The organism is Wandonia sp., from assembly GCF_984588085.1.
In genome coordinates this window covers 37519-50891 of sequence record NZ_CFIGVI010000010.1, presented here as the reverse complement: position 1 = coordinate 50891, position 13373 = coordinate 37519, and the positions used below count along the sequence as shown (strand labels likewise).

Sequence of the window (13373 nt, the reverse complement as noted above, 5' to 3'; positions counted from 1 at the left end):
TACGAAAGAAAAATTAACTTTGTAAGTATTCAAATAAACTGAGACATGAGTAAATATGATGTGACCATAATAGGTTCAGGACCCGGAGGATATGTCGCAGCTATCCGTTGTGCACAGCTGGGAATGAAAACGGCGATAATTGAAAAATATGCTAATCTGGGAGGTACATGTCTGAATGTAGGATGTATTCCATCTAAAGCATTATTAGATTCTTCGGAGCATTTTCATAATGCGAAGCACAATTTTGCAAAACACGGAATTGTGATTGAAGAACCTAAAGCTGACCTGACACAAATGATCAAGCGTAAATCAGAAGTGGTTGATCAGACAAGTGGCGGAATCAAGTTTTTGATGGACAAAAATAAAGTTGATGTTCTTCAGGGAGTCGGGTCTTTCGTAGATAAAAATCATGTGAAAGTAACAGATTCTGAAGGAAAAGAAACTACTGTTGAAACAAAATATGCGATTATTGCTACCGGTTCGAAACCAAATTTCTTTCCGGGAATGGAACCAGATAAAAAGCGAATCATTACTTCGACAGAAGCATTGAAATTAGATGAGATACCTAAGAAAATGATTGTCATTGGAGGAGGTGTTATCGGGTTGGAGCTAGGATCTGTCTATGCCCGTTTGGGAGCGGAGATTGAAGTGGTCGAGTTTGCCGATTCAATTATTCCTACGATGGATCGTACGTTAGGAAAAGAGTTGACGAAGGTTTTGAAGAAAGAAGGCTTTAAGTTTAATCTTCAACACCGTGTGCAGAAGGTAGAAAATACTGGTAAAGGAGTTAAGGTTGTTGCTTTGGACAAAAAAGATAATGAAGTAACATTTGAAGGAGATTACTGCCTTGTTGCTGTGGGAAGAAAACCTTACACGCAAGGGCTGGGCCTTGAGAATGCAGGTGTAAAACTGAATGATCGCGGTCAGGTTGAAGTAAATGAGCACCTTCAGACAAATGTACCGGGAATCTACGCAATCGGAGACGTTGTAAGAGGTGCAATGCTTGCACATAAAGCAGAGGAAGAAGGTGTTTTTGTTGCTGAATTGTTAGCGGGACAAAAGCCACACCTTAATTATAATCTGATTCCGGGAGTTGTATATACCTGGCCGGAAGTTGCTGCAGTTGGTAAGACTGAAGAGGAATTAAAAGCTGCAGGAGTTGAATATAAGGTAGGGTCTTTCCCGATGAAAGCACTTGGGCGAGCTCGTGCAAGTATGGATATAATGGGACTGATTAAAATACTTGCTGATAAGACGACTGATGAGGTTCTTGGCGTACACATGATTGCACCGCGTGCAGCAGATCTTATTATGGAGGCTGTAACAGCAATGGAATACCGGGCTTCGGCTGAAGATATTGCACGTATCTGTCATCCGCACCCTACTTTCTCAGAAGCGATTAAGGAAGCTGCTTTGGATGCGTCAGAAGGTCGTCCTTTGCACGTTTAACGATACGAAAATACAATAATAAAAAAGCAGGTTATCAATTAACCTGCTTTTTTTGTGATGGTTGGATTAGAGAAAAAGTTGTTTGTGTTTGTCTGATTTTACGGAATAACCAAAACGAAGAGTTTTACTTTCTTTGCCTTTTAGTGTCATATTCCACTCCAGTATTCCGGTTGTTTCGTTTAACCGGGCTTTTCCTTTGTCGAGAATCTCAATCTCAATTTCCTCATTATTTGTGACAGGAACCTGATCTTCGATTACCAGATGAATAGTTGACGACTTCTGATTTTTAATTTCAATTTCATAGTAGTAAGTAGACATCTTTTGCGATCCCAATAATTTCTCTTTAAAAGATTTTTTATCCATTCGTCTTTTAATTAACACATTCTGATCAATACCAAGCCCCAGGCGTAAAGTATCATTCATAGATCCGGGGTCAAGATAGGTTTCGCCCATATAGGCACCATCAAAAAATACATTGGCGCGTGCTGGAAGAAGCTGAAGATCTTCCAGATTTGTAAGTTCGGCTACCAGATATACAGATTCATTGAGCTTAGGGGCTGCATAATGTCTGAAGGTTGCCGGTAGTTTTTCGTTATTAACCAATATCATGTGCGATTTATTATCAGAAGGAATCGTATAGCTAAGGTCAATAACAAACTCTGCGGAAATCATATGTTGAACTATTGTTGTAAAGTCAGCGCTACTCATACTCTCGGATGCAACTTTATCTTTGGTGGTTTTATATTCCGCCATTTCTTCTTGTCTGCTAAGTCGTTTGTAGGCATCCTGTTGGATGGCGCCGCTTCGAGGTTGTTGGTTGTACATTTGATAATCAATATACCAGGGATGTAGTTCCGGCTTGTTTCTATTTTGATGCGGGTCATTTGTGGAAAGACTTAGTTTGACATTTTTCCAGTTGATTCCCGAATTTTGGTGAATATTTGCTTTATAGGTCAGGTCAATTGTATTTTGAGCACCTGAGCTTCTCAAATCATATTGAGGAGACCAACCTGCGTTGTTGATAAGGTAAGAAAGATTTATTTTCCCGGATACATACTGACCTGCCTGCAATGTTACTATAACTCGGGGGACAGGTTGATTCGTTACAGGGGTAGGTAGCCCATTACTGTTGCCGTAATTTTTTAAAGCTTCTAGTCGTTCCCGCATACGATTTAACTTCTTTGTAGTTTCAACTTCCTGTCGTTCCAGTTTCATTTGAATAGTATTCAATTCATTCATTTTTTTGAAATAGTACTCCAACGCTTCTTTCAGCATAGGGATGGAATCGTTCACCTTTCCCTGTCCTTTAATGGCACCGTTATTTGTGAGTATGAGTTTGGAGGACTTTATTACGGAAATCTGATTATTAATATCCGTGATGGCATAATTAGTATTCGAAATAGAGTCGGTAAGCAGTGTAATACTTTTAGTGATGTGAGCCGGAAATCCGCTTTTATCTATAGGTGCGGGCTCGGGATAATACAATTCATATTTGGAATCCAGAATAACAACATCACCGGAAACGGTTAATTGTAATGTTTGGGGAGAGATATTAGGAGATATCCCTTCAATAATTACCTTGTTTACTCCGGATGAAACAGAGTAGTTGGTTTTATGGTACAACATGGCTCCGCGTGTATAGACTCTTACGTCTGTCAAAGTTGATTGTAATGGTTTTTCCTGAGTTGCCCCAACTTTATTGGTGACCAGAAATGCAGTGAGAATGAATGTGAAACAATATTTCATGATGTTCTATTTTCAATGCGGTACACTTGAAAATAGAATAGGTTCATTTTGTCTAAAAATAATCATGCCCGCCAGAAGACCTGACAGGCACGATTGTGAACTACTACTACACACACTAAACTAGTTGATCAAAATAAAAGTCCTAAACTCAGAGATAAATTCTGGTTATACATATTGTTTCCATTTACCTTACCAATACGTTCTAATCCAAAACTGTGGCGTATGTCGAGGTAAACTGTCTGATTTGATTTTGTCATAGAGTAAAACCCAATTCCGTACAAAAAACCCGGATTAAAGGTGTTCATGTCTTCGAGACGGGTTCGTTCATCGTAATCTCTTAGATTTTCTTCTCTGTATATGTCATGTTGATCACCATATAAGAAGAAATTAAGACTGGGCCCTGCCATAATACCTATGCGAAATTTGTCTCCACCAACACTGAGGTGAGCCAATAAAGGAACGGATGCATACAAGAGATTGGTTCGTGTTACGTAATCGGCAGGTCCAAATTCATTCCAATCCACAATAACCCCGGTTCTGTCGCGGTACATGGATCTGTAATCGAGTAAGAAGTCCGCACTAAGTGCGAAAAAATTAGTGAAATTGAAACGGGATGAAATCCCGGCTGTCGTATGAAAGCCTAAACGTTCTCCGTTGACATCACTTATGCTAATGTCTGATGCTCCCATTCCAAAACGCGGTCCTACCTGAAATCGTCCGATTTGTGCTTCTGCGTATACTGTAAAAAGTAATGACGCAGCTAATAGTATTCTTTTGAGTGATTTTGAATTTTTCATAACGATGCGTTTTTGTTTGCCAGAATAATTTCAACTACTGTTCCATTTCATCTTGTTTTTTGTAAATTAAAGATTAGCAGTGTGTTAAGTTGTCGCAGGGTAATATCTTTTTGTTTCAAAATGAAACAAGTTTCCGAATTTGGAACAAGTTTCTATTAGTGCTATCTTTGGTTGTGAAGAATGGATGCTTTTCTTTTTTAGATAAGGAGTTGTTTAGTAGTGCTTTATGCTATGCCTGCTCTTAGCTGGAAAAGATGTAATTACCTTTTGGTATTCAAATTGAAACACGAAGTGACAAAAATGGGATTATGGAATTATCAGAAAAGAATACAACTAAACGTATAATTTTACTGGTTATAGTAGGGGTAATTTGTGTTTTGGTAACGGCAATTATCTCGAATCGTTATTTGTCCGGACTTTTGAGAGAGGTTTTGCACGAAGCAAAATCTGATCGGGAGGTGCGACTAGTAGGCGAAGTGCAAAAGCGGTTTGCCGAAGCAGAACTTGCACTGCTATCCTTTAAAATGTATAATGACTCTGTTTATTATTTTGGTTACAGAAGGGCGCTTGAAGCACAGGATTCCTTGCGAAATGAATTACGAAAAGGAGAAAGTAATCGTGAAATAGCCGACTTGATGAAGCAACTGGCTGAGCTTTCGGAAGAGAAGGAGGTGGTGCTTGATTCGTTATTCAGGTATGATTTTCTTCCCGATTTTCAAGGGGTGCTGGATGGTTTGGAGAGTGATCTGATTAATATTCCGGTAGTACAGAATGAAAAAAGATTATTGCTTGCACAAAAGAAAATGCGGGAGCGTTACGAAGCTCAGGCAGGTAATGTTTTTGCTAATTTGAGGAATGAGCTAAAGAAAGCGATTCGTATAAGAGAACAGGATTATGCATGGATTCATGCTGAACTGATTAATGTGACGAATCGGATAGCAAAGGTCAGCAGGATGATCACGGAGAAGAAGACCGGTATCACGATGAGTAAAGGAAGCATTGCTGAAAAGAAAGCAGAACAAACAAAAATTATAATTCTTGTTTTTTCATTGATTATTGCCATATTGATGCTTGTTCTTATCTGGTTTATTATTCGTTATCAAAGAAGTGTAAGGGAATCGAGGGAGCAATCGGAAAGAGCAAAGAGAAACGCTGAAGAACTGGCGAAAACCCGGGAAGACTTTCTTGCAAATATGAGTCATGAGATTCGGACTCCTATGAATGCTATTGCTGGATTTACTGATGAATTACTGAAGTCGGATTTACAGCCGGATACTTTCGAATCGTTACTGGTTATAAAGAAGAGTTCGGATCATCTGTTACAAATCATTAATGAAATACTTGATTTTTCTACACTTGAAAAAGGGTCAATGAAATTGGAAGCGGTAAAGTTCGATCCGGCATTAATTGTAGAGGATGTCTTAACGATTGTGAAAACGGGAAGTCTGGAAAAGGGAAATAAAATTGAAGTGACATTTTCGGAGGATGTTCCGGAATGGGTAGTTGGAGACCCGTCCCGCCTCAGACAGATACTGTTGAATCTTGTTGGAAATGCGACGAAATTTACAGAAAACGGACTGATAACAATTGAAGTGAATGTTCAGGAGAGACAATCGGCTTACTGTGAGTTGGTATTTACGATTGCTGATACAGGGATCGGTATTCCCGAAGAAAAACTGGAAGGAATTTTTGATACATTTACGCAGGCCAGTTCAGATACATTTAGAAAGTATGGAGGTTCTGGTTTAGGTCTGTCTATTACAAAACGCCTGGTTGATTTATTTGGAGGGACAATTCACCTCGAAAGTGAGTTGGATAAAGGAACCGTGTTTACAGTTACAATACCTGTTGATTTAGTAGATGATATTTCAGCAACAGATAATCTGAAAGAAGAGGTAGAGGAGAAATTAAATCTAAATGGTTTGAAAGTGCTAATCGTTGATGATAATGAGTTTAACCGGAAGCTACTCCGAACCTTGTTGAAGCGTAATGGAACAGAGACACACGAACTTTCTGATGGAACGGAAGTAATGAGTTATCTGGAGAGTAATCCGATCGATATTATTTTGATGGATTTACGTATGCCTGGAAAAGACGGGAGTCAGACAACAAGAGATTTAAAAGCTGGTCAGGATGAACGCATTGCAGCAATCCCTGTGATAGGTGTATCTGCTACTGTTTCTCCGGAGGAAAAGAAAGAAGCACTGGATTCGGGAATGGTAGCGATGGTTACAAAGCCTTTTACAGAAACACGATTAATACATGTCTTACAAAAATTTGTTCCGTCAAAGTTCAGAGTACCGGTTGGTGAACGATTGGATTTTACAGAGTTGGAATCGCTGGATGAAGGAGGAAATGGTTTTCTGATCGAATTACTGGAGATTTACATATCATCAACAGAAGAGGGAGTTGAAAATCTTGATCGGGCATTTAAAAACCAGGATATACAAGCAATCCGTGAGGCGGCTCATAAGATTGCTTCTCCCAATAAACACATTGGGGCAATGACCTTGTACAATCATTTGAAAGAATTGGAGCGGATGGCTTTCTCGGGAGAAAGTTGGAAGGATCTTCGTGCAGTGATGATTGAAGTCGATGAAGAGTATAAAGCAGTACGGTATATGGTTGAGAAGAAATTAACAGAATTGAAAAGTAAAATATGAACCCGAGCTTAAAAGTTGCAGTTGTTGAGGATAATGAATGGTTTAACAAATTTTTGTGTCACATAGTCAGCTTGATTCAGGAATATGAAGTGCGAAGTTATTTTTCGGGAAATGACTTTTTGAAGGATTTGGATAATTTCAAACCGGACATTGTGTCTCTGGATTATCGTCTTCCGGATATGACCGGAAAAGAGTTGATGAAAAAAGTAAAGGCGGTAGATCCCTCTATAGATATTCTTATTGTGTCAGAGCAGGAAGATGTACAGACCGCTATTGAATTGATGAAAAGCGGAGCATCTGAATATCTGGTAAAGACACGAGAGATGAAGGTGAATTTATTGAATTCACTCCGGCATATTTCTGAAAACCGTCAGCTTAAATCTGAAATCAGAGGTTTGCGTTCGGAGGTAGTGAAGAGACATGATTTCTCTCGTTCTATTATTGGAAATTCTTCGGCTTTACAAAGATCCCTAAAGTTGGTTGAAAAAGCCTTGTCATCAAATATTTCGGTTGTTATCAACGGAGAAACAGGAACAGGTAAAGAAGTTCTTGCAAAAGCAATTCATTATGGTTCCTCCAGAAAAGAGGGAAGGTTTGTTGCTGTAAACGTGGCTGCAATTCCATCGGAACTGATCGAAAGTGAGCTTTTTGGTTTTGAGAAAGGGGCTTTTACACACGCAACCAATAAGAGAATCGGAAAGTTTGAAGAGGCAGACGGAGGGACTTTGTTTTTGGATGAGATAGGTGAAATGCCTCTGGGAGTACAGGCAAAGTTGTTGAGAGTTCTGCAGGAAAAAGAAATTGCACGGCTAGGTAGCAATGTGGAGATAAAAGTGGATTGCAGGATTATAGCTGCTACTCATCGGGATTTGTATGAAGAAGTGAAAAAAGGGAATTTCAGAGAAGATTTGTATTACAGACTTTTTGGTCTAAATGTTATTTTACCTCCACTTCGGGAACGTGATCAGGATGTAATACTACTGGCCGAGTATTTTTGTAAAACATTTGCAGAGGAGAACGGGTTAGAGATAAAACGTTTAAGTGCATCTTCAAGAGAGAAGTTGTTGGATTATTCATGGCCTGGAAATATCAGGGAGTTAAAATCCGTAGTAGATCTTGCCTGTATTTTAACCGATAGTGATACAATTGAACCGGAACATTTGAGTCTGCGTTCTTCAATCGAGACAAAAGATTTGTTAGGAACAAATAAAACATTACGGGAGTATTCAATTGAAATCGTAAAACATTTTCTTGAAAAACATGATAATGATATCAGTAAGGTTTCCCGGCTTTTGGATGTTGGAAGAACTACCATTTACAGAATGTTGAAAGAATCGGAATGAATACTTCAAAATAGAAACAGATTGTTTCATTTTGAAACAGGTTGAATACTTCTTTTTTATGTATTGTTCTGTATATGAGTTTTTTATGTTTTCTGGTATACAACTTGCCAGTTATAAAGGAAATTGGCGAGAGACGAATGAAAACCATAAAAATAATAACTGTAGAAGATGATCCTTACTTTCTCAGAATCATGAACCAAAGTATCCGGAAACTGATTGATAGTCCAGTTTTTGAAGGGTACACATTTGAAATAAAAAGCTTTTCTACCGGACATGAGGCGTTGGAAGAGGTGGCAGTTTCCGTTGATATTTTGGTGATTGATCTGGTTTTACCCCCGACAGGCAAGGGGAAAAATATTCAAGGGCTTGATATTTTGAGAGAGATAGAGGCGAGAAAGAGGCAATGTGATATTATCGTTGTTTCGGGAGAAGTAAATATTGAGCGTGTTTCTGTGTTTTTCGGTAACAGAGTGAGAGGTTTTGTACCTAAGGATGAAAATATGATCAATCGCTTGATCAGACTGGTGGAGGTGTTGTTACTGAAACGAATTGGGTGTGCGGAGATACCCGGACAGAATTAACGAATAGAAGGATGCCTGGTTTAGTTTAATTTGGTTGTATCCCGGACTGGAGAACTTAGGTTAGGGGATTGGTTTTAACTAAACAAAAAAATCCCGGCAATGCAATTGCCGGGATTTTTCTGATATAGAGAGAAAATTTTGTTTGTATTACTTCTTAACAGCGTTTACAACTGCCGCGAATGCATCAGGGTGGTTCATTGCTAAATCAGCTAGCGCCTTACGGTTCAAGTCGATATTATTAGCTTTTACTTTACCCATAAATTCTGAGTAAGACATTCCGTGCATTCTGGCAGCAGCGTTAATACGCATAATCCAAAGAGAACGGAAATTTCTTTTCTTTTGTTTACGACCTACGTAAGCGTACTGAAGACCTTTTTCAACAGCATTTTTCGCTACAGTCCAAACATTTTTTCTACGTCCAAAGTATCCTTTGGAAAGCTTCATCACCTTTTTGCGGCGAGCTCTTGAAGCTACATGATTTACTGATCTTGGCATAATCTTTTGTTTTTTGGAAGAAAGTGTTGTGCTATTTCAACAAACTTAGCTACTCACCTCCGGGTTTAACATTTAACCTCCTCCGGAGAGGATTATTACATTAACAACTGAACTTTGATGTTCGACTCATCTGACTTGTGAACAAGCCCTGCGTGTGTTAATCTTCTTTTTTGCTTAGTGGATTTTTTTGTAAGAATGTGGCTTTTGAAAGCATGTTTTCTTTTAATTTTTCCACTACCAGTAACGGTGAATCTCTTCTTCGCACTGGATTTAGTTTTCATTTTTGGCATTTTCTCTTTGTTTTGAAGTTACCTCTATATCAGATTCTCTTATTATTTCTTCTTGGAATTGATCATAATGGTCATTCGCTTTCCTTCTAGCTTAGGCATTTGCTCCAATAAACCTACATCTTCAAGTTCCTGAGCAAATTTAAGCAGAAGGATTTCTCCACGCTCCTTGAACACAATCGTTCTCCCCCGGAAAAAAACAAAAGCCTTAACTTTATGACCTTCCTCTAAGAACTTACGGGCATGATTCAACTTAAAGTTAAAATCATGATCGTCAGTGTTAGGTCCGAACCGGACTTCCTTCACCGTAACTTTAGATTGCTTGGCTTTTAATTCCTTTTGTTTCTTTTTCTGATCGTAAAGAAATTTCTTGTAATCCAGTATTTTACATACCGGAGGATTGGCATTTGAAGATATTTCTACCAAATCCAATTCTTGTTCCTGAGCCAGTTTCAGCGCCTGAGGAGTAGACATAACAGCTGGTTCCATTCCGTCACCTACTAAACGTACTTCTCTAGCTGAGATGCGTTCATTAATACGATGTTGTTCTTCCTGTTGTCTGGGTTGGAAGCGTTTCTTTGATCCTTTTCTCATTAAAAGTCTCTAACGTTTAATTTAATTTTTCTCTAATTCTTTCTTTACAGCTTCATTAAGAAGAGCAGTAAATTCCTCCACGGTCATAGAACCTAAATCACCTTCGCCTCGTCGTCGTACAGAAACTTTGCTTCCAAGCATTTCCTGTTCTCCTACAATCAGCATGAAAGGGATTTTGTTCAATTCCGCTTCACGTATTTTCTTGCCTATCTTCTCGTTACGGCTGTCAACGAAACCGCGAATATCGGAATTTTTAAGGACTTCCGAAACTTTTTCCGCATATTCATTGAATTTTTCACTAATAGGAAGTATGGCAAATTGTTCCGTTGTAAGCCACAAAGGGAAATCTCCGGCACAATGTTCCAGTAGTACAGCAATAAAGCGTTCCATAGAACCGAAAGGTGCCCGGTGAATCATAACAGGACGGTGTTTCTCGTTATCACTTCCTGTGTATTCAAGTTCAAAGCGTTCAGGAAGGTTGTAGTCGACCTGAATTGTTCCCAGCTGCCATTCACGTCCGAGGGCATCCTGTACCATAAAGTCAAGCTTAGGTCCGTAGAAAGCAGCTTCACCGTATTCAACGATGGTATCAAGGTTTTTCTCCGCGGCAGCCTCAATAATAGCTTGCTCTGCTTTTTCCCAGTTTGATTCTTCTCCGATATATTTTTCCGGTTTCTCCGGATCACGCAAGGAAATTTGAGCCTTGAAATTTTGGAAATCCAATGTTTTGAAGATGTATAGAACAAGATCAATAACCTTTTTGAATTCGTCTTTCACCTGTTCCTGTGTGCAGAAAATGTGCGCGTCATCCTGAGTGAACCCTCGAACACGTGTAAGTCCGTGAAGCTCTCCACTTTGTTCATATCTGTAAACGGTTCCGAACTCAGCAAATCGAATTGGAAGATCTTTGTAAGAACGCGGCAGTGCTTTGAATATCTCACAGTGGTGAGGACAGTTCATCGGTTTTAACAGGAATTCCTCATTAACGTCAGGTGTATGAATTGGACGGAACGAGTCTTCCCCATATTTCGCATAATGTCCTGACGTTACATATAACTCCTTATTTCCAATATGTGGAGTTACCACAGGGTCATATCCCGCCTTTCTTTGAGCTACACGAAGGAACTGTTCCAGTCTTTCGCGTAAGGCAGCTCCTTTTGGTAGCCATAATGGAAGCCCCTGACCTACACGTTGAGAAAAGGTAAATAAACCTAATTCCTTCCCTAGTTTCCTGTGGTCTCGCTTTTTCGCTTCCTCTAGTTTTTCAAGGTACTCAGTTAATTCAGCGTTTTTAGGGAATGTAATTCCATAAATACGAGTCAACTGTTTGTTATTTTCATCTCCCCGCCAGTATGCTCCTGCTATGGAAGTAAGTTTTACAGCTTTGATAAACCCTGTGTTGGGAATATGAGGTCCACGGCACAGGTCGGTAAAGTTCCCCTGTGTATAGAAGGTTATGTTACCGTCCTCAAGATCTTCAAGAAGTTCCAGTTTGTAAGGATCCTGCTTCTCCTTGTAAAAGGCAATCGCGTCATTCTTTGAGATTTCCTGGCGAACATAAGGATTCTTTTGTTTTGCCAGTTCTATCATCTTTTTCTCGATTTTTTCGAGATCTGCCTCTACGATGTGATGGTTTTCAAAATCAATGTCGTAGTAAAAACCATTCGCAATGGGTGGTCCGATTGCTAATTTTATTCCCGGATAAAAGAATTCAAGAGCTTCTGCCATCAGGTGAGCGGATGAGTGCCACATCGTAGACTTACCTTCCGTATCATTCCAGGTCAACAATTGAAGTGTGACATCCGTCGTTAAAGGGCGTGTTGCGTCAATTACCTCATTGTTTACTTTCGCTGCCAGTACATTTCTGGCAAGACCTTCGCTGATGCTTTTGGCTACATCTAACGCTGAGACTCCTGATTCGTATTCCCGAACCGAGCCGTCAGGCAGAGTTACTTTTATCATAATATACTTAATTTTTAACTGCAAATATACAGGAAAAAGCAAATAAAGTATAGCGTTTATGTTAGGAGTTCATGAAATGATATACGGGGTATCAACGGTATAAGATCAACTCTTTTTTGTTGGCGTCAATCTCCCATTTACTGAATTTGTCCAGAATGCCTTTTCCTAATAATAATGCCGAGTCTTCAATAATAGCTATAACGGTGTTGTTTAACGTGTAATCAGCCATGGTAATATTGTCTAAAATGACCCTGTAGGCAACTAATTCTTCATTGTTTGCTGTGAGGTATTATGGATTGACCTGAATACCGGCTCTCATTTAAGGGTGGTACTTACTGAAAAGTTCTTTTTTAAGTGAAACAGTTGTAAAAACAAAGTCGTTGTATTAGAAATCTACTTTTTCATAAAAGTAGATAAATTGGGTGCATAGGTTAAAAATGCTCAGAACTATTGTCTGCATAGGGAGGAAATAAAAGCCCTGATTTTAACTATTGGATTGTCTGTCAGGAGTCGGGTTGATTGTTTTTACTTATATTTACAACTTGAAAAAAAGAGCACGATTGCAATCGTTATAAAGTATGAAAAAAATTCAAATGGTAGACTTGATTACTCAGTACGAGAATATTAAGTCGGATGTTGATGCTGCTATTCAGGAAATTTTATCAAAAGCACAATTTATTAATGGACCTTATGTCAAGCAATTCCAGTCAGATATGGAGGAGTATCTTGGGGTGAAGCACGTGATTCCATGTGCTAACGGAACAGATGCACTTCAAATTGCTCTCATGTCTTTGGATCTTCAGCCGGGGGATGAAGTTATTACACCTTCATTTACCTATATAGCTACTACAGAGGTGATTGCTTTGTTACGCTTGAAGCCGGTTTTTGTAGATGTGAATGAAGATGATTTCTGTATGGATGTTGAACATCTAAAAAAGGTGATCACTTCCAAAACAAAGGCAATTGTTCCGGTTCATTTGTATGGGCAGGCAGCAAATATGGAAGAGATTATGCAGATAGCTGAAGAGAGGGGGGTCAAAGTCATTGAAGATAACGCGCAGGCAATCGGATGTGATTACAAATTCTCAGACGGTTCAGTAAAAAAAACAGGTGCGATTGGACATATTGGAGCAACCTCATTTTTTCCATCAAAGAACTTAGGGTGTTATGGAGACGGGGGAGCTATTTTTACCAATGACGATGAGTTGGCAGCTAAGATGAGAATGATTGCTAATCATGGCCAGAGTGAAAGATACTATCATGATGTTGTTGGATGTAATTCCCGGTTGGATTCAATTCAAGCAGCTGTTTTGGTTGTTAAGTTGAAAAAACTTGATGAATACATTGCTGCTCGGAATAAAGTAGCGAAATACTATGATAGCGAATTATCGAAGATTCCCGGTATAAAAGTTCCGGAAAGAACTCCTCACTCGAATCATGTTTTCCATCAGTATAC

12 protein-coding genes are annotated in these 13373 nt (G+C 39.1%); 5 read left to right on the top strand and 7 right to left on the bottom strand.

What is annotated here, in order from left to right; genetic code table 11:
* Positions 1 to 45: 45 nt before the first annotated feature.
* Entirely contained in the window at positions 46 to 1449 is a 1404-nt protein-coding gene (lpdA, locus tag AC4PL9_RS05890; RefSeq protein ID WP_491603843.1) for a dihydrolipoyl dehydrogenase, read from the top strand.
* A 66-nt stretch (positions 1450 to 1515) separates the two neighbouring features.
* On the opposite strand, the gene AC4PL9_RS05885 is transcribed toward lpdA, so the two are convergent.
* Together AC4PL9_RS05885 and AC4PL9_RS05880 are read right to left on the bottom strand one after the other, a co-directional pair.
* Complete coding sequence (locus AC4PL9_RS05885) at positions 1516 to 3195, bottom strand: DUF4139 domain-containing protein (protein ID WP_491603842.1); 1680 nt, start codon at positions 3193 to 3195, stop codon at positions 1516 to 1518.
* 128 nt (positions 3196 to 3323) lie between these two features.
* Entirely contained in the window at positions 3324 to 3992 is a 669-nt protein-coding gene (locus tag AC4PL9_RS05880; protein WP_491603841.1) for a porin family protein, read from the bottom strand.
* Positions 3993 to 4300: 308 nt separating this feature from the next.
* Between AC4PL9_RS05880 and AC4PL9_RS05875 the strand changes: the two genes are divergently transcribed.
* The 3 genes from AC4PL9_RS05875 (at position 4301) to AC4PL9_RS05865 (ending at position 8579) form a co-directional block, all read left to right on the top strand.
* Positions 4301 to 6655, top strand: a complete 2355-nt coding sequence (locus AC4PL9_RS05875; RefSeq protein WP_491603840.1) for a hybrid sensor histidine kinase/response regulator — start codon at positions 4301 to 4303, stop codon at positions 6653 to 6655.
* Positions 6652 to 7998: a sigma-54-dependent transcriptional regulator gene (locus AC4PL9_RS05870; protein ID WP_491603839.1), complete on the top strand. Its 1347-nt coding sequence runs from the start codon at positions 6652 to 6654 to the stop codon at positions 7996 to 7998. Before AC4PL9_RS05875 ends, AC4PL9_RS05870 begins: the two co-directional genes overlap by 4 nt.
* A 137-nt stretch (positions 7999 to 8135) precedes the next feature.
* A complete protein-coding gene (locus AC4PL9_RS05865; protein ID WP_491603838.1) occupies positions 8136 to 8579 on the top strand; it encodes a response regulator in 444 nt (147 codons plus the stop codon).
* Between the two features lie 147 nt (positions 8580 to 8726).
* On the opposite strand, the gene rplT is transcribed toward AC4PL9_RS05865, so the two are convergent.
* The 5 genes from rplT to AC4PL9_RS05840 form a co-directional block, all read right to left on the bottom strand.
* On the bottom strand, positions 8727 to 9074 hold the full coding sequence (gene rplT / locus AC4PL9_RS05860; protein ID WP_343789589.1) for a 50S ribosomal protein L20: 348 nt from the start codon (positions 9072 to 9074) through the stop codon (positions 8727 to 8729).
* A gap of 95 nt (positions 9075 to 9169) precedes the next feature.
* The gene (gene rpmI / locus AC4PL9_RS05855; protein ID WP_343789586.1) at positions 9170 to 9364 is read right to left on the bottom strand and encodes a 50S ribosomal protein L35; all 195 of its coding nucleotides are present in this window, start codon (positions 9362 to 9364) and stop codon (positions 9170 to 9172) included.
* Positions 9365 to 9406: 42 nt separating this feature from the next.
* Complete coding sequence (infC, locus tag AC4PL9_RS05850) at positions 9407 to 9955, bottom strand: translation initiation factor IF-3 (protein WP_491603837.1); 549 nt, start codon at positions 9953 to 9955, stop codon at positions 9407 to 9409.
* A 21-nt stretch (positions 9956 to 9976) separates the two neighbouring features.
* Complete coding sequence (gene thrS / locus AC4PL9_RS05845; protein ID WP_491603836.1) at positions 9977 to 11917, bottom strand: threonine--tRNA ligase; 1941 nt, start codon at positions 11915 to 11917, stop codon at positions 9977 to 9979.
* A gap of 91 nt (positions 11918 to 12008) precedes the next feature.
* Positions 12009 to 12146, bottom strand: a complete 138-nt coding sequence (locus tag AC4PL9_RS05840; protein ID WP_491603835.1) for a hypothetical protein — start codon at positions 12144 to 12146, stop codon at positions 12009 to 12011.
* 349 nt (positions 12147 to 12495) lie between these two features.
* On the opposite strand from AC4PL9_RS05840, the gene AC4PL9_RS05835 reads away from it, so the two are divergent.
* The coding region (locus AC4PL9_RS05835; RefSeq protein WP_491603834.1) for a DegT/DnrJ/EryC1/StrS family aminotransferase at positions 12496 to 13373 on the top strand (878 nt) is incomplete at its 3' end.

Bases quoted from the DNA above. Each gene is read 5' to 3' on its own strand.
- rpmI (WP_343789586.1), bottom strand. From the start codon at position 9,364: ATGCCAAAAATGAAAACTAAATCCAGTGCGAAGAAGAGATTCACCGTT.
- AC4PL9_RS05875 (WP_491603840.1), top strand. From the start codon at position 4,301: ATGGAATTATCAGAAAAGAATACAACTAAACGTATAATTTTACTGGTT.
- AC4PL9_RS05865 (WP_491603838.1), top strand. From the start codon at position 8,136: ATGAAAACCATAAAAATAATAACTGTAGAAGATGATCCTTACTTTCTC.
- lpdA (WP_491603843.1), top strand. From the start codon at position 46: ATGAGTAAATATGATGTGACCATAATAGGTTCAGGACCCGGAGGATAT.
- AC4PL9_RS05880 (WP_491603841.1), bottom strand. From the start codon at position 3,992: ATGAAAAATTCAAAATCACTCAAAAGAATACTATTAGCTGCGTCATTA.
- AC4PL9_RS05885 (WP_491603842.1), bottom strand. From the start codon at position 3,195: ATGAAATATTGTTTCACATTCATTCTCACTGCATTTCTGGTCACCAAT.
- thrS (WP_491603836.1), bottom strand. From the start codon at position 11,917: ATGATAAAAGTAACTCTGCCTGACGGCTCGGTTCGGGAATACGAATCA.
- infC (WP_491603837.1), bottom strand. From the start codon at position 9,955: ATGAGAAAAGGATCAAAGAAACGCTTCCAACCCAGACAACAGGAAGAA.
- AC4PL9_RS05870 (WP_491603839.1), top strand. From the start codon at position 6,652: ATGAACCCGAGCTTAAAAGTTGCAGTTGTTGAGGATAATGAATGGTTT.
- rplT (WP_343789589.1), bottom strand. From the start codon at position 9,074: ATGCCAAGATCAGTAAATCATGTAGCTTCAAGAGCTCGCCGCAAAAAG.
- AC4PL9_RS05840 (WP_491603835.1), bottom strand. From the start codon at position 12,146: ATGGCTGATTACACGTTAAACAACACCGTTATAGCTATTATTGAAGAC.